Genomic DNA, 15,602 nt, shown 5'->3' with positions numbered 1-15,602 from the left:
ACGGCCTTGCCTTACACCTTCATGCCGGCTTCGCGCCGGATCTTCTTCTGCAGCTGGAGGAAGCCATAGAGCAGTGCCTCCGCCGTGGGCGGGCAGCCTGGCACATAGATGTCGACGGGCACGATACGGTCGCAGCCGCGCACCACCGAATAGGAATAGTGGTAATAGCCGCCGCCGTTTGCGCAGGAGCCCATGGATATCACCCAGCGCGGCTCCGCCATCTGGTCGTAGACCTTGCGCAGGGCCGGCGCCATCTTGTTGGTCAAGGTGCCGGCGACGATCATCACGTCCGACTGCCGCGGGCTCGGGCGAAAGATGATCCCGAAACGGTCAAGGTCGTAGCGGCTGCAACCGGTGTGCATCATTTCGACGGCACAGCACGCCAGCCCGAAGGTCATCGGCCAGAGCGACCCGGTCTGCGCCCAGGCGGCCAGCTTGTCGAGCTGAGCGACCACGAAGCCCTTTTCGCCGATTTCCTCGGTCACCCGGCGCAGCACCTGCTCCTGCTGCGCTCCCGGCTGGAGCGGCATCTGTCCTCGGAGATCGGCCTCTACTCCCATTCCAGGGCTCCCTTCTTCCATTCGTAGATGAAGCCGACGGTCAGGATCGCCAGGAAGACCATCATCGACCAGAACCCAAAGACGCCGGTCTCATTTAATGATACGGCCCAGGGAAAGAGGAAGGCCACTTCCAGATCGAAAATAATGAACAGAATCGCCACCAAATAGAAGCGCACGTCGAAGCGGCTTCGCGCGTCGTCGAAGGCCTCGAATCCGCATTCGTAGGCGGAGACCTTCTCGCTGTCCGGACGTTGTTCACCCAGGATGTAGGAGGCAGCGACGATCACCACTGCCAAGCCGATCGCAATCCCGATAAAGATCAAGATCGGCAGGTATTCGATGATGAGAGTATTCTCCATCGGGCCGCCAGACCTCTCTGATCCGAAACCTGCCAAGGCCAGCGCCGTGGGACACCTCAACTCACGTCCCGCGAGCGGCAGGCGGCCGGGAGTATAGGACCGTGGACCGGACGCGGAAAGCCCAAAGGCACACCCCGGAACTCTCGATTTTGTCCTAGTATTCCTGGTCCGAATCTCCACCGACGAGGGCTGAAGCAATGACCCGGGCCCAACGTGCAGAACGCAGAACCGGGCGGCCGGGAAAGCTCGACCGAAGCGTGGCCGACCCGCGGATCGCGGCGGTCATCCGTCAGGTGCCGGCCGGCGAAGTCGCGACCTATGGTCAGGTCGCCTTCGTTCTGGGCCTGGGCTCTGCGCGTATCGTCGGTCGCGCCCTGGCCCAGCTTCCCGCCAGTCAGGACCTCCCCTGGCACCGGATCATCAACGCCCAGGGCAAGGTCAGCGACCGAAAGGACGGCGGTGACGGCGATCTGCGCCAACGGCGTCTGCTGCAAGCCGAGGGCGTGCATTTCGACGACCGGGGCCGGGTCGACTTCAGGGCTGTCGCCTGGCGCGGACCGGGCTGGCAATGGCTGGAATCCCAGGGCTTCGACGTCGAGGAGCTGGCCCTCCGCAGCCAGCAACTCCGCCGCCGCGGCGCCTGGTGCCGCTGGCGGCTTTAGGGTAGTGGGTCCTGAGTTCCTAAGGCATTATCCGATCAGATGGAATCGCTTTGCGATCCATCTGGCCGGATGTATTGCCCTCGTTGCAACGTGTTAGCGCACTACTCCCGGCCAGACGCGAATGCGTCTGATCGGGAAGTGCGCTGGTATCCAGCGCGGCCGTGCAGGGTTCTCGGCGAGGCGCGGCGCCTGCGGAACAAAGGGGGACCAAGGTTTGACAGCCCCCGGCCGGGAAATCGAGCAGAGTTTGAAGAGTGGCGGGAGTGACGGGACTCGAACCCGCGGCCTCCGGCGTGACAGGCCGGCGCTCTAACCAACTGAGCTACACCCCCGTCTGCGCCGACAGGCGGGACGCTGTGGTGTACTGAACCGCCGAATTGGTGTCAAGCGGTCCGGCAGGGCGCCGCCGCATCTTTGCCGCCTCATCCGGCTTGCCACCCGATTGCCCCGGTCGCGCCCAGGGGGGAGTGCTAAACTCAAAGACCGGAGCTTGCCGGGAGAGGCCGGAATGAGCACTGACGTGAAGGCGGAAACCGTGGCGCTGGCCTCCGGTCAGATCGAAACCTGGCCCGAGGGCCAGACGATCGAACGCTGGCGTGAGAAATCGGTCGTCCTGACCCAGTTCCGGGACACCGAAGCCTACCACGCCGCCCTGATCCGCCGGGTGCTCGAACTCGAGAAGGACCCAACGCTGTCCGAGGAGTGGCACCGACTGCAAGGCGGCGCGAAGGTCTATCACCTGGACCGCTGGGGCTGTCCGGAAGCGGAACTGATCCAGGCCCGTGCCCTGACCCTCTTCAAGCGCGTCTTCAACACCGAGGAGGCCTTCCTCGACCTGGGCTGGGCCACCGTCTACCGCAAGGGCGACCACTGCATGCCGCACAGCCACTACCGGACGATGGCGAGCGTGGTCTACTTCCTGACCTTCGGCGACAGCCATCCCAACGAGAGCGCGAGCGGACGCTTCCTTTTCGCCGATCCGAGGCTCGCCATGTGCTGCCAGCAGGAGGCCGGGCGGATGACGACGCCCTGCGCCCCGATCATGAAAGAGGGCCTGATGATCATGTTCCCCGGCCAGGTGGTGCACTGCGTCAGCCCCTATACCGGCGAGCGGCCGCGGATCACCCTGTCCTGGAACGTCAACAAGTCGGCGATCGCAGGCTCGCCGCTGCCGGAGAAGTTGGTCGCCCGGACCCGGGTCGGCAAGCCGCCGCTGGTATGAGGCGGAACACCGGAGCCGATGGTGGGCGGTGACGGGATCGAACCGCCGGCCTTCTGGGTGTAAACCAGACGCTCTTCCAGCTGAGCTAACCGCCCGGAATGCCGTTGCGGCAGTCTAGACCGATTCCGCCTGGAGCACGATGGTATGTGGTCGAAGCGACCTGAGTTCATCGTGCTCCAAACAGTTGAAGCGGGGCCGAATTCAAGTTTGAAGCCCCTTCGACGACAAATCATCCCGCTCTAGGATTCGCGGCAAAGCGAAGCCGGGCCTGATCCCGAGCCATCCGTGGCACAAAAGACGACGGCCGCCCGGAACGCTCCGGGCGGCCGTTCAGAGATTCTGGCGGCCCGAAGGCCGCAAATCAGTTGAGGGCGTCCTTCAGGCCCTTACCGGCCTTGAACTTCGCCTGATTCGACGCGGGGATCTGGATCGGCTCCCCGGTCCGCGGGTTACGACCCTCGGACGCCTTGCGACGTGCGACGCTGAAAGTGCCGAAGCCGACGAGGCGCACCTCCGTGCCCTTCTTCAAGGATCCGGTAATCGAGTCGAAAACGCCGTCCACGGCCTTGGCGCTATCCGCCTTGGACAAGCCGGTGCTGTCAGCGACGGCGGCGATAAGGTCGTTCTTGTTCACGATGAACCCCCCTCATTACGTCGGGTAGATGAAAAGAGAAAATGGCGAGAATCCGCTGCAAAGGTGCGTGAGTGTAAGACTCTCCCGCGCGCGGCGTCAATCTGAGAACGCCGGAATCCCCCGGATTTTCGCGGCTCCCAGGTCCCTTGTCGCAAAAATGATTCAGAACTTTAGTGCGTTGTCACGCCGGTGTGGTCGTCCTCGGAGCCCGATGCAGGAACCGCTTCGACCGGCTCATCGGGCGACTCGATCGGAGTCGGCGGGTGCTGCAAAGCGTGCTGCAAGACGTCGTCGACCGAATCGGCCGGAATGATATCCAGACCCCGCTTCACGTTGTCCGGGATCTCCGCCAAGTCCTTCTCGTTGTCCTTGGGGATCAGCACCGTCTTGGTGCCGGCCCGTAGGGCGGCGAGCAGCTTCTCCTTGAGTCCGCCGATCGGCAGCACCCGACCGCGCAGGGTGATCTCGCCGGTCATGGCAACGTCGCGCCGAATCGGAATGCCGGTCAACACCGAGACGATCGCCGTCACCATCGCGACCCCGGCCGACGGCCCGTCCTTGGGCGTCGCCCCCTCGGGCACGTGGACATGGATGTCCCTGCTCTCGAACACGGCCGGCTGGATACCGAAGGCGAAGCAGCGACTCTTGACGAAGGACTCGGCCGCTTGGATCGACTCCTTCATGACGTCGCCAAGCTTGCCGGTCGAGGTCACCTTGCCCTTGCCCGGCACGGTCACCGCCTCGATCGACAGCAGCTCGCCGCCGACCTCGGTCCAGGCCAGGCCGGTCGAGACACCGACCAGGTCCTCGAGTTCGATCTCACCGTAGCGGTGCCGTCGGACACCTGCGAACTTCTCGAGGTTGCGCCGGCTGAGGTGAACCTTTTCGGCCTTGCTGACCGCGATCTCCTTGACCGCCTTGCGCGCCAGGTTGGCCAGCTCGCGCTCCAGGTTCCGGACCCCCGCCTCGCGCGTGTAGTAGCGGATCAGGTCGCGCAACGCTTGGTCCGAAATCGACCACTCGGCCGCCTTCAGGCCGTGCTCCTTGACCTGCTTGGGGATCAGGTGGCGCTTGGCGATCTCGACCTTCTCATCCTCGGTGTAACCGGCGATGCGGATGATCTCCATCCGGTCGAGCAGCGGCTGCGGCATGCGCAGCGTGTTGGCCGTGGTTACGAACATCACGTCCGACAGGTCGTAGTCGACCTCCAGGTAGTGATCGGCAAAGGTGTTGTTCTGCTCCGGATCCAGGACCTCGAGCAGCGCAGAGGAAGGATCACCGCGCCAGTCCGCGCCCAGCTTGTCGACCTCGTCGAGCAGGAACAGCGGGTTGGACGACTTCGCCTTCTTCATGCCCTGGATGACCTTGCCCGGCATCGAGCCGATGTAGGTCCGGCGATGGCCGCGGACCTCGGCCTCGTCGCGGACGCCGCCCAGACTCATGCGAACGAAGTTGCGGCCGGTCGCCCGTGCGATCGACTTGCCGAGCGAAGTCTTGCCGACGCCCGGCGGACCGACCAGGCAGAGGATCGGACCCTTGACCTTGTTCATCCGCTGCTGCACCGCGAGGTACTCGAGGATCCGCTCCTTGACCTTGTCGAGGCCGTAGTGATCGGCGTCCAAGATCTCCTTGGCCAGGGCGATGTTCTTCTTGACCTTGGTGCGCTTCTTCCAGGGGATCGACAGCAGCCAATCCAGGTAGTTGCGGACCACGGTGGCCTCGGCCGACATCGGACTCATGGAGCGCAGCTTGCGCACCTCTGCCATGGCCTTGTCGCGGGCCTCCTTGGAGAACTTGGTCTTCTTGATCTTGTCTTCCAGCTCGGCGACCTCGTCGCGGCCGTCCTCGCCCTCGCCCAGCTCCTTCTGGATCGCCTTGAGCTGCTCGTTCAGGTAGTACTCGCGCTGGGTCTTCTCCATCTGGCGCTTGACCCGGTTGCGGATCCGCTTCTCGACCTGAAGCACGCCGATCTCGCCCTCCATGAAGGCGTAAACCTTGCCGAGGCGCTCGCTGACCTTCTCGGTCTCGAGCAGCTCCTGTTTCTCGGGGATCTTCAGGGTCATGTGCGAAGCCACGGTGTCGGCCAGCTTGCTCGGCTCCTCGATCTGGTTGATCGAGACCAGGACCTCGGGCGGGATCTTCTTGTTCAGCTTGATGTACTGCTCGAACTGGCCGACCACGGTCCGCGCCAGAGCGTCGATCTCGCCCTCCTCGCCGGGATGCTCTTCGATGCTCTCGGCGTAGGCCTGGAAGAAGTCTGGGTTCTCGGCGTAGCGCATGATGCGTGCGCGCTGCCCGCCTTCGACCAGCACCTTCACGGTCCCGTCGGGCAGCTTCAGCAACTGCAGCACGGTGCCGATCGTTCCGACGGCGTAGATGTCCTCCGACGTCGGATCGTCCTGGGAGGCGTTGCGCTGCGTAACCAGCAGGATCTGCTTGTCATCCTTCATAACGTCATCCAAGGCCCGCACCGACTTCTCGCGGCCGACGAAGAGCGGCACGATCATGTGCGGGAAGACGACGATGTCCCTGAGCGGAAGGACCGGAAACAGATTGCCACGCGCGGTTTCTAGCATAGTCTCGCTTCGCTTTCCTTGGCGACCGCCCGGCATGCTGCGCCGTACGGACCTGATGTTGGTTCAGGAGACGCCTGACTGATTGGGAATGTGGCGGCCAATAGCGGCCGGTACAAGTAGGGCCGATACACCTGCCGGTCCGTCGAGGCGATCAGGCGCTGCTGCCCACGTCCTCACGACGGTCGGTATAGATATAGAGCGGCCGGGCACCACCTTCCAGAACCTCACGATTGATGACGATTTCCTCCACCCCTTCCAGGCCGGGGAGATCGAACATGGGCTCCAGGAGGATGCCTTCCATGATGGAGCGCAGGCCCCGCGCGCCGGTCTTGCGGGAAATGGCCTTCTCCGCGATCGCCCGCAAGGCGTCGTCGGTGAACTGCAGGCTGACGTCTTCCATCTCGAAGAGCCGCTGGTACTGCTTGACCAGGGCGTTGCGCGGCGTCGTCAGGATCTCGATCAGGGCCGCGGTGTCCAGATCCTCCAGGGTCGCGACCACCGGCAGGCGGCCGACGAACTCTGGGATCAGGCCGAACTTCAGCAGGTCCTCCGGCTCGACGTCCTTCAGGATGTCCCCGGTCGAGCGGTCTTCAGGCCCCCGGACGTCGGCACCGAAGCCCATGGAGGAGCCTTGGTGCCGCTGGGAGATGATCTTCTCCAGACCGGCGAAGGCGCCGCCGCAGATGAACAGGATGTTGGTCGTGTCGACCTGCAGGAACTCCTGCTGCGGATGCTTGCGGCCGCCCTGGGGCGGCACCGAGGCGATGGTGCCTTCCATGATCTTCAGCAGGGCCTGCTGGACGCCCTCGCCCGAGACGTCCCGGGTGATCGAGGGGTTGTCCGACTTGCGGGAGATCTTGTCGACCTCGTCGATGTAGACGATGCCGCGCTGCGCGCGCTCGACGTTGTAGTCGGCCGACTGCAGCAGCTTGAGGATGATGTTCTCGACGTCCTCGCCGACGTAGCCCGCCTCGGTCAGGGTGGTGGCGTCGGCCATGGTGAAGGGCACGTCGAGGATCCGGGCCAGGGTCTGGGCCAGCAGGGTCTTGCCGCAGCCCGTCGGCCCGATCAGGAGGATATTCGACTTCGCCAGCTCGACGTCGTTGTTCTTGGCGCCATGCGCCAGCCGCTTGTAGTGGTTGTGCACGGCGACCGACAGTACCCGCTTGGCGTGGTCTTGGCCGACCACGTAGTCCTCGAGCACGGCGCAGATGTCGCGGGGGCTGGGTACCCCGTCGCGCGACTTGACCAGCGTCGTCTTGTTCTCCTCACGGATAATGTCCATGCAGAGTTCGACGCACTCGTCGCAGATAAAGACGGTCGGCCCGGCAATAAGCTTGCGAACCTCATGCTGACTCTTTCCGCAAAAAGAGCAGTACAGGGTATTTTTCGAGTCGCTGCCGGTCGATTTATTCATTGGCCACCGTCTCTGTCTTCCTGCTCGGCTGTCATGTTAGACAAACGCCCCGGCTTGGCAAATCGAAAATTGGCCCGATTTTTCTGGGCTTCGCGTTAACCAACCCGGAACGAGCGACCCCCTCAGCTTACGGATTCCTGCGTTCATTTTTCCTTAAAAGGCTAGCTATCCCGCCTAAGGGGCGCCTCGGTCCCGGAAATCCGCGGTTCGGCCCCGATCAGCCCTCGCTCGCCTCGGTCCGAGGGCGCTGCTCGACCACCGCGTCGAGCAGGCCGAACTCCCGGGCCTCCTCGGGATTCAAGAAGCGATCCCGCTCCATGGCGTCCTCGATCACCTCGAGCGACTGGCCGGTGTGACGGGCATAGATCTCGTTGAGCCGCTGGCGGGTCGCCAGGATCTCCTTGGCATGGATCTCGATGTCCGTCGCCTGGCCTTGGAAGCCGCCGGAGGGCTGGTGGACCATGACCTTGGCGTTCGGCAGGGCGTAGCGCTTGCCGGCGGCCCCGGCCATAAGCAGCAGCGATCCGGCGGAGGCCGCCTGGCCGATGCATACCGTCGAGATGTCCGGGCGGACGTACTGCATGGTATCGTACATCGCCAGGCCCGCGGTCACGACCCCGCCCGGCGAGTTGATGTAGAAAGAGATGTCCTTGTTGGGGTTCTCGGATTCCAGGTACAGCAGCTGGGCGCAGACCAGGCTGGCCACGTCGTCATGGATCGGCCCGGTGAGGAAAATAATCCTCTCCTTTAGGAGCCGGGAGTAAATGTCGTAGGCACGCTCGCCCCGGTTGGTCTGCTCGACCACCATCGGGACCAAGGTGTTCATCTTCATGCTGCCTCTATCCGTCGTCGTTTGCGCCAAGGGTCCAAGCGACCGTATTCGCCGTCCGCCCCGCGTCCGGCGCACTAACAGCAGCGGATTCGCCGCCAGGTCAATGCCAAAGCGAATGTGGTTAATTTTTCCTTACTTCCAAGGGTTCCGGGCCTCTCCGGCAGCAAGCCGCAACCGCTCTTGATCTCAGGACGGGCCGTCGGACTTCGCTTCCGCGACCGCCTTTTTGGAACCGCTCTTGGCCTTCGACCCGGTCTTGCCCTTGGCGGCCTTCTCGCTCTCGGCGGCGGCGGGCCCGTCTTCGAGCTCGGCCCGGAGCTCCTCGGCGGTCACGCCCTTGTCCTGCGTATCGGCCATCTCCACGATGAAATCGACGACCTTGTTCTCGAAGATCGGCGCCCGCAGGTTGGCCATGGCCTCCGGCGTGCGCTGGAAGTAGTCGAAGACCTCGCGCTCCTTGCCCGGGTGCTTGCGCGCTTCCATCGCCAGGGCCCGGTTCAGCTCCTCCGCTGAGACGTCGATGTTGTTCATCCGGCCGACCTCGGACAGCAGCAGGCCCAGGCGGACGCGCCGCTCGGCGATCTCGCGGTACTCCGCCTTGAGCTCCTCTTCGCTCTTGCCCTGGTCCTCCTCGTCGAGCTCGCCCGACTTGAGCGCCTCTTCGATATGCGGCCAGATGGTCTCGAACTCGACATCGACCATGCCGGCCGGCACCACGAAGTCGTGCGCCTCGGCGAGCTTGTCGAGCAGCTCGCGCTTGAGGTGGGTCCGGCTGGCCTGCTCGTAGTCCTGCCCGATCTGGTCGCGCAGCCTGGTCTTCAAGGAGTCCAGGCTGTCCTCGCCCAGGGCCTTGGCGAAGTCGTCGTCGACCGTGGCTGGCACGGTCTCCCGGATCTCCTTGACCTTGACCTCGAAGACCGCTTCCTGGCCGGCCAGCTTCTCATTGACGTAGCCGTCGGGGAAGCGGACCTTGACCTGGCGCTCCTCGCCGACCTCGACGCCGACCAGCTGGTCCTCGAAGCCTTCGATGAAGCTGCTGGAGCCCAGCTCCAGGTGATGGTCCTCGGCGGCCATGCCGGGCAGCTCCTCGCCGTTCACGCTGCCGCGAAAGTCGATCACCAGCACGTCGCCGCTCTCAGCCTTGCGCGGCTTCTCGAGCGGCTTGGACTCCTTCCGGTGACCGGCCAGGTGATCCAGCGCGCCGTCGACCTCCGAGTCCGCAACCTCCACCTTGAGCCGGGTCAGCTTGAGATCGCCGAAGTCGATCGGGTTGATTTCGGGCAGCAGCTCCAAGGCCATCGTAAACTCGAGATCCTTGCCCTCGTCGAAGGACGTGATCTCGATCCGGGGCTGGGTCGCCGGGCGCAGGCCGCGCTCGCTCAGGGCCTGGCTGGACCCGTCGGTCACCGCCCGTTCCACGACCTCACCGAGGACCGAGCGGCCGAAGCGCTGCTTGAGCACCTGGACCGGCACCTTGCCGGGGCGGAAACCCGGCACCTTGATCGAGCTGCCCAGCTCCATCAGGCGGTGCTCCAGCTTCTCCTCGATGTCGCTGGCGGCGATGACGACCTTGAACTCGCGTTTCAAGCCGTCGGTCTCAGTTTCCGTTACCTGCATTGGCCCCTTGGCCTTTCTTGCTCATGTCCCTGTTGTTCCGGGCTAAAGGCGGCAGTGCCCGGTGCTGAGGAAGCCCGGTGACGGACCAGGGTCCGCTCCGGGTCAGCCTTTCCAACCCAGGCTTGCGCGTGGTGCGGGCGGAGGGACTCGAACCCCCACGGATTGCTCCACTGGTACCTAAAACCAGCGCGTCTGCCAGTTCCGCCACGCCCGCGCGACCGCCGGGAGCGCCCGTGTACATCATAGGGCCCCGGCGCGCAACACGCCAAACGGGGCCTGCGTCCGCGGCCCGGACTCACATGTCTAGACGCTGCAGCGCGGCGGCGGCACAGGCGTCGAGGATCGCGGCGATATCGATCCGGTAGTGCCGGTAGAGATCGTCGAGGTCACCGGACTGGCCGAAGTGCTCGACGCCGAGCGCCTGGACCCGATGGCCCCGGACCGAGCCCAGCCAGGACAGACCGGCCGGATGGCCGTCGACCAGGGTCACCAGGCCCGCGTCCGGCGCCAGGGGCGCAAGCAGGGCCTCGACATGGGAGCGCGCCTCCGGGATGCCGCCTTGCCGTGCGCGCTCTGCGGCGTGCCAGCCGGCGTTGAGCCGGTCCGCCGAGGTCACCGCAAGCAGGCCGGCGCCGGGCATGTCGTCGAGCAGCGCGTCATGCGCCCCCAGGGCCTCCGGCGCGACCACGCCGCTGTAGACCAGGGCCAGCTCCGCCCCCGGCGCCGGCGGCCGAATCCAGTAGCCCCCCGCGATGATCTGGCGCCTCAGCTCGGGGGTGATCTCGCGCCCAAGCTGGTCGAGCGGCCGGGTCGAGAGCCGGAGGTAGACGGAGCCGCCGTGGACGTCCCGCAGCCAATCGCCGGCCGCCTCACCGCTGCCATCCCGCTGCATGTAGTCGAAGCCCCAGGCCATGATCGCCGCCAGCTCGTCCACGAAAGCCGGCTCGAAGGCCGCCAGACCGTCCTGCGCCAGGCCGATCAGGGGCGAGGAGATCGACTGGTGAGCCCCGCCCTCCGGCCCAAGGGTGATCCCCGAAGGCGTCGCCACCAGCATGAAGCGGGCGTCCTGGTAGCAGGCGTAGTTCAGGGCGTCGAGGCCGCGCTGGATGAAGGGGTCGTAGAGCGTCCCGACCGGCAGCAGCCGGACGCCGAAGAGGCTCTGCGACAACCCGAGGGCCCCCAGCAGCAAGAAGAGATTGTTCTCGGCAATCCCCAGCTCGATGTGCTGCCCCTCCGGCGACATCATCCAGCGCTGGGCCGAGACCACCCGTTCCGCCTTGAAGACGTCCTCACGCGGGCGGCGGTCGAAGATGCCCCGGCGGTTGACCCAGGCGCCCAGGTTGGTCGAGACGGTCACGTCGGGCGAGGTGGTCACGATCCGCTCCGCGAGCGGGCTCTCGGCGCGGGCAAGCTCGGCCAGGATCCGGCCGAAGCCCTCCTGGGTCGACATCCGGGGCGCCTCGGGCAATGCGAGGTCGGCAGGCACCGCCACGCGCTGGGCCTGATAGCGCCGGCTGCCTTTGGCGTTGAAGGGGACCGCCGAGAGGTAGGCCTCCAGGGTCTGGGCCGGTAGATCGAGCCCGGCGAAGGGCTCCCACTCCTGGCCCACCGGAATCCCGTTCTCGGCCTGAAAGCTGGCCATCTGGGCCCCGTTCATCAGGCCGGCATGGTTGTCCTTGTGGCCCGCGAAGGGCAGCCCGAAGCCCTTGATGGTGTAAGCGATGAAGCAGGTCGGCCGGTCGTCGTCGATGGCTTCGAAGGCCTCGAGCACGGTCTCCAAGTCGTGGCCGGCCAGGTTGGTCATCAGCTCCGCCAAGGCGGCGTCATCGTGCCGCTCGAGCAGGGCCTTGATCCCAGGCTCGGCACCGAGATCGGAGGTCAGGTGCCGACGCCAGGCCGCGCCGCCCTGAAAGACCAAGGCCGAGTAGAGCGAGTTCGGGCAGTCGTCTATCCATCGCCGCAGGGCCTCGCCCCCGGCGCCTTCGAAGGCGGCCTGCAGCTTCTTTCCGTACTTCAGGGTCACGACCCGCCAGCCCATCGTGTCGAAGAGGCTGTCGAAACGCCCGAAGAGCCGGTCCGAGACCACGGCGTCCAGGCTCTGCCGGTTGTAGTCGATGACCCACCAGACATTGCGCAGGTCGTGCTTCCAGCCCTCCAGCAGGGCTTCGTAGACGTTGCCCTCGTCGAGCTCGGCATCGCCGACCAGGGCGACCATGCGGCCCTCGGGCTGGTCGGCGCCCAGCCAGCCCTTGAGGCTGACGTAATCCTGGACCAGGCTGGCGAAGGAGGTCATGGCCACCCCGAGGCCGACCGAGCCGGTGGAAAAGTCGACGTCGTCGCCGTCCTTGGTCCGCGAGGGATAGGACTGGGCGCCGCCGAAGGCCCGGAAGCGCTCCAGGCGCTCGCGGCTCTGGTTGCCCAGGAGGTACTGGATGGCGTGGAACACCGGGCTGGCGTGGGGCTTGACCGCCACCCGGTCCTGCGGCCGGAGCACGGAGAAGTAAAGCGCGGTCATCAAGGTCACCAGCGAGGCGCTGGAGGCCTGATGGCCGCCGACCTTCAGCCCGTCCCGGCTGGGCCGCAGGTGGTTCGCGTTGTGGATCATCCAGGACGAGAGCCAGAGCAGCTTGCGCTCCAAGGCCTTGAGACAAGCCAGGCGCGCCGCCTCGGCGCCGTCGTCCGGCTGGGTCGAGTCCCGACTGGCGTGACCGGCCACTTCACTCCTCCCTCGCGAGGTCCCGGCTTCGGTGAGCCTGGGCGCGACCATTTCCCGTCGGAGGAAATGGCACGAGATCGCCCGCCTGCCAAGCCCCGGCCGGCCGGGCGCCGGTGTGACGCCGCTCAATCGCTGCGGCCGATGCCGTGGGTGCGAAGCTTGTTTGCGACTGCCGTGTGGGACAGCTTCAGCCGCTTGGCCAGCTTGCGGCTGCTCGGATAGTGCGGAAAGAGCCGGCGCAGCAGCTCGGCCTCGAAGGCCTTCTGCGCCTCGGCGAAGGAGGCGGGAATCCGATCTCCGGGCGCCGTGACCGCTTCGGCGCCGCCGACCTCTTGCGACGCCTCGACACCGGAGCGGCGCAGGGCCTCGACACGCTGTGGCGCCCGGAGCACCAGGACGGCACCGGCGACCCCCGCTCCGGCGCCCTGCTTGCGGATCGGAATCCGCTCGACCAGGTAGGTCGCGCCCGCAAAATCGACGGAGCCGCCGAGAAACTCCGCGGTGCCGTCGGCCCGCGGCTGCCAGTCCGCCTTGTCCCAGCCCTTGCGGCCGAGGACCTCGTCGACGGGCAAGCCGGCGAGCCACGCCCCCCAACTCGCCTTGGCCACCTGGTTGGAGAGGACGACAAGGCCCTGGCTGTTGATCGCCAGCACCGGATCCGGGAAGGCTTCGATCACGGCCTCGAGCTGGCGCAGCCGCAGCTCCCGCGGCATGGCGGAAACCTGGCGCAATCCGACGAAGCCGGGAAGGTTCCGGACCGCTTCGGTAAGCGGCCCGAGGGCCTCCCGCGTCAGACCGGGCAGGTCCAGATAGACGTGGCGCGAGACCACCTCGAGGGCCCGTGGCGGCTGATGCTGCAGAACCAGGAGGCCGAACAGGGCCTCGGTAAAGCCGGCTCTGTCGTCGAAGTGTATCTCGATCCGCATCGGGCCTCGTAAACCACACTTGACGGGCCAGTCTAGCCGCCGTCCCCATCGGACAAAAGCCCGGCAGGCCGCGATGGTCGTGTCAGACCCGGTTTACGATGCCTTATGCGTGCCGCGTCACCGACGGGACCAGCCGCCGGCTAGGCTTCGACAGTCTCTGAAAAATACTCGCTAAAGCTTTGAAGATTCAGAGTTCTGCGTTCGACGAACTGCCGTTGCTGCCCGCGCTCGATCTCGACCTTGTAGACGACGTGGGGGATCCCCATCGGGTCGGGCCCGACGTCGATGACCGTGGCGGTTTCGATGGTGTCTCCGGGGCCCGCGTGACGGTAGGTCGAACCGACCTTGATCCTCTCTTCGGGGGCTTCGCCGTCCTGGCCGCGCGAGAACGAGAATACGTTCATCTGAGCGAACATTTCTGGCCTCTGCTTGCTGTGAAGCTACGTGCTTCGCACCTCTCTCCCTTCGACCTTGGCAGAGGCCCCGTTAACAGCGGGTAAAGGCCTAAATCGGGGAAGACAGCAGCGGCCGCAGGACCTTGGGAAGGCCCTCCGGCAGGTCCTCGGCGATCAAACCGGGGCCGATCTCCGCGGCCACCGCCCCCTGGAGCCAGACCGCCGCGCAGGCCGCCTCGAAGGGCGGCATGGACTGGGCGAGCAGCCCGAGGACGAGGCCCGCCAGCACGTCGCCGGTCCCGGCGATCGCCAGGGAAGGCGGCGCGTTGCCGTTGATCGCCGCCCGGCCGTCGGGCGCGGCGATCACGGTGTCGGCCCCTTTCAGGACCACGATCGCGCCGGACATCGCCGCGGCGCCGCGGCAGCGCTGCAGCTTGTCGCCGTCGAGCTCCGGAAAAAGTCGCGTGAACTCGCCCTCGTGCGGCGTCAGCACGCAGGGCGACTTCAAGCTGGCGAAGAGGGTCTCCGGGTCCTGGTGGTAGGCAGTGAGGGCATCGGCATCCAGGACCGTGGCCCGGCGCGTGCCCAGCACCAGGGCGACGATCTCGCGGGTGTTCTTGGTCAGGCCGAAGCCAGGCCCGACCAGGATGGCGTTACGCCGTTGATCCCGCAGCATGGCTGAGAGGTCGCCGGGCCCGCCGGTCGGCCGGACCATGAGACTGGGAAAGCCGGAGGCATAGACCGCCACCATGGGCGGCGGGCAGGTCAGAGACACCAGCCCCGCCCCAACCCGCATCGCGGCCCGGGCCGCCAGGCGCGCCGCCCCGGTCAGCTCGCCACCGCCGACCACCAGGGCGTGGCCGAAGTCGTACTTGTGGCTGTCGAAGCGGCGGCGGGGCAGCGCCTCGAGCCAGAGCGCCGGACCGTTCTCGAAGCAGCGGGGGGCGATCTCATCCAGCACGTCGCCCGGGATCCCGATGTCGGCGATGATCGTTTCGCCGCTGAAGAAGCGCCCTGGATAGAGCAGGTGCCCCGGCTTCTTGCGGAAGAAGGTGACCGTGAGGTCGGCCTTGACCGCGGCCTCGCCCAGGACCCGGCCGTCGTCGCCCTTGACGCCGCTGGGCATGTCGACCGCGACCACGGGGACTCCCGATACGCCGAGCCGTTCCACCACGGCGCGCGAGACGCCGTCGAGGGGCCGGCTGAGCCCGGCGCCGAAGAGGGCGTCGACGACCAGGCCCGTACCCTGGAAGGAGACGCTGCCCAGGGGCATGACCTCTCCGGTCCAGAGATGGGCATGGTGGCCGGCATCGCCCATCAGCGCGCCCTGATCGCCGAGCAGCGCCAGGGCGACCGGCCAGCCGCGCTTCGCCAGATAGCGCGCCGCGACGAAGCCGTCGCCGCCATTGTTGCCCGGGCCGCAGAGCACGGTGACCGGCCGCGGCGTCCAACGGTCCGCGATCGCGCGCGCGACCGCGGCACCGGCGTTCTCCATCAGGGTGGCGCCGTCGATGCCGGTGCGCATCGCCGCCTTGTCGGCGGCATAGGCCTCCTCGACGGTCAAGAGGGCGGCGGCGGCCGGGCTGCGATCGGAATCGTCTCTCTTGGTCAGAGGTGTCACGGAATCCTCCCCGGTCCGCCTTCAGACACCGAAAGGCGCGTTTCTAGTTCGGTCCCACAGAATCG

At 66.2% G+C, this 15,602-nt stretch carries 13 protein-coding genes and 3 tRNA genes; 2 read left to right on the top strand and 14 right to left on the bottom strand.

What is annotated here, in order from left to right:
• Window positions 1-11: 11 nt before the first annotated feature.
• Entirely contained in the window at window positions 12-560 is a 549-nt protein-coding gene (locus QNJ30_01210; protein ID MDJ0942052.1) for an NADH-quinone oxidoreductase subunit B family protein, read from the bottom strand.
• Window positions 551-919, bottom strand: coding sequence for an NADH-quinone oxidoreductase subunit A (locus tag QNJ30_01205; GenBank protein ID MDJ0942051.1), 369 nt, complete (start codon window positions 917-919; stop codon window positions 551-553). The genes QNJ30_01210 and QNJ30_01205 overlap by 10 nt, the downstream gene beginning before the upstream one ends.
• 257 nt (window positions 920-1,176) lie before the next feature.
• On the opposite strand from QNJ30_01205, the gene QNJ30_01200 reads away from it, so the two are divergent.
• Window positions 1,177-1,581, top strand: coding sequence for an MGMT family protein (locus QNJ30_01200; protein MDJ0942050.1), 405 nt, complete (start codon window positions 1,177-1,179; stop codon window positions 1,579-1,581).
• A 255-nt stretch (window positions 1,582-1,836) separates the two neighbouring features.
• On the opposite strand, the gene QNJ30_01195 is transcribed toward QNJ30_01200, so the two are convergent.
• Window positions 1,837-1,913: transfer RNA gene (locus QNJ30_01195), tRNA-Asp, on the bottom strand.
• Window positions 1,914-2,089: 176 nt separating this feature from the next.
• Here QNJ30_01195 and QNJ30_01190 point away from each other — a divergent pair.
• The gene (locus tag QNJ30_01190; GenBank protein ID MDJ0942049.1) at window positions 2,090-2,803 is read left to right on the top strand and encodes a putative 2OG-Fe(II) oxygenase; all 714 of its coding nucleotides are present in this window, start codon (window positions 2,090-2,092) and stop codon (window positions 2,801-2,803) included.
• A gap of 19 nt (window positions 2,804-2,822) precedes the next feature.
• On the opposite strand, the gene QNJ30_01185 is transcribed toward QNJ30_01190, so the two are convergent.
• The 11 genes from QNJ30_01185 to QNJ30_01135 form a co-directional block, all read right to left on the bottom strand.
• Window positions 2,823-2,898, bottom strand: a tRNA-Val gene (locus QNJ30_01185).
• 266 nt (window positions 2,899-3,164) lie between these two features.
• Complete coding sequence (locus tag QNJ30_01180) at window positions 3,165-3,437, bottom strand: HU family DNA-binding protein (protein MDJ0942048.1); 273 nt, start codon at window positions 3,435-3,437, stop codon at window positions 3,165-3,167.
• Window positions 3,438-3,607: 170 nt separating this feature from the next.
• A complete protein-coding gene (gene lon / locus QNJ30_01175) occupies window positions 3,608-6,013 on the bottom strand; it encodes an endopeptidase La (protein MDJ0942047.1) in 2,406 nt (801 codons plus the stop codon).
• Between the two features lie 151 nt (window positions 6,014-6,164).
• Window positions 6,165-7,430 (bottom strand): ATP-dependent Clp protease ATP-binding subunit ClpX, encoded by a 1,266-nt coding sequence (gene clpX, locus QNJ30_01170; GenBank protein MDJ0942046.1) that lies wholly within the window; start codon window positions 7,428-7,430, stop codon window positions 6,165-6,167.
• 217 nt (window positions 7,431-7,647) lie between these two features.
• Entirely contained in the window at window positions 7,648-8,262 is a 615-nt protein-coding gene (gene clpP / locus QNJ30_01165; GenBank protein ID MDJ0942045.1) for an ATP-dependent Clp endopeptidase proteolytic subunit ClpP, read from the bottom strand.
• A gap of 186 nt (window positions 8,263-8,448) precedes the next feature.
• Window positions 8,449-9,879, bottom strand: coding sequence for a trigger factor (gene tig, locus QNJ30_01160; protein MDJ0942044.1), 1,431 nt, complete (start codon window positions 9,877-9,879; stop codon window positions 8,449-8,451).
• 129 nt (window positions 9,880-10,008) lie between these two features.
• Window positions 10,009-10,093 (bottom strand) — tRNA-Leu (locus QNJ30_01155).
• Window positions 10,094-10,174: 81 nt separating this feature from the next.
• A complete protein-coding gene (locus tag QNJ30_01150; GenBank protein ID MDJ0942043.1) occupies window positions 10,175-12,484 on the bottom strand; it encodes a 1-deoxy-D-xylulose-5-phosphate synthase N-terminal domain-containing protein in 2,310 nt (769 codons plus the stop codon).
• A gap of 236 nt (window positions 12,485-12,720) precedes the next feature.
• Window positions 12,721-13,521: a hypothetical protein gene (locus QNJ30_01145; protein ID MDJ0942042.1), complete on the bottom strand. Its 801-nt coding sequence runs from the start codon at window positions 13,519-13,521 to the stop codon at window positions 12,721-12,723.
• Between the two features lie 140 nt (window positions 13,522-13,661).
• Window positions 13,662-13,937, bottom strand: coding sequence for a hypothetical protein (locus QNJ30_01140; GenBank protein MDJ0942041.1), 276 nt, complete (start codon window positions 13,935-13,937; stop codon window positions 13,662-13,664).
• Between the two features lie 88 nt (window positions 13,938-14,025).
• A complete protein-coding gene (locus QNJ30_01135) occupies window positions 14,026-15,537 on the bottom strand; it encodes an NAD(P)H-hydrate dehydratase (GenBank protein MDJ0942040.1) in 1,512 nt (503 codons plus the stop codon).
• Window positions 15,538-15,602 lie beyond the last annotated feature (65 nt).

It is taken from the genome of Kiloniellales bacterium (genome assembly GCA_030066685.1).
In the GTDB taxonomy this organism is placed as follows: Bacteria; Pseudomonadota; Alphaproteobacteria; order Kiloniellales; family JAKSBE01; genus JAKSBE01.
The sequence above is the reverse complement of the archived record's forward strand: the minus strand, read 5'-3'. Positions and strand labels throughout refer to the sequence as shown.

Excerpts from the sequence above, each read along its gene's own strand:
- clpX (MDJ0942046.1), bottom strand. The coding sequence starts at position 7,430 with ATGAATAAATCGACCGGCAGCGACTCGAAAAATACCCTGTACTGCTCT.
- QNJ30_01150 (MDJ0942043.1), bottom strand. The coding sequence starts at position 12,484 with ATGATCCACAACGCGAACCACCTGCGGCCCAGCCGGGACGGGCTGAAG.
- QNJ30_01205 (MDJ0942051.1), bottom strand. The coding sequence starts at position 919 with ATGGAGAATACTCTCATCATCGAATACCTGCCGATCTTGATCTTTATC.
- QNJ30_01145 (MDJ0942042.1), bottom strand. The coding sequence starts at position 13,521 with ATGCGGATCGAGATACACTTCGACGACAGAGCCGGCTTTACCGAGGCC.
- QNJ30_01140 (MDJ0942041.1), bottom strand. The coding sequence starts at position 13,937 with ATGTTCGCTCAGATGAACGTATTCTCGTTCTCGCGCGGCCAGGACGGC.
- QNJ30_01190 (MDJ0942049.1), top strand. The coding sequence starts at position 2,090 with ATGAGCACTGACGTGAAGGCGGAAACCGTGGCGCTGGCCTCCGGTCAG.
- clpP (MDJ0942045.1), bottom strand. The coding sequence starts at position 8,262 with ATGAAGATGAACACCTTGGTCCCGATGGTGGTCGAGCAGACCAACCGG.
- QNJ30_01210 (MDJ0942052.1), bottom strand. The coding sequence starts at position 560 with ATGGGAGTAGAGGCCGATCTCCGAGGACAGATGCCGCTCCAGCCGGGA.
- tig (MDJ0942044.1), bottom strand. The coding sequence starts at position 9,879 with ATGCAGGTAACGGAAACTGAGACCGACGGCTTGAAACGCGAGTTCAAG.
- lon (MDJ0942047.1), bottom strand. The coding sequence starts at position 6,013 with ATGCTAGAAACCGCGCGTGGCAATCTGTTTCCGGTCCTTCCGCTCAGG.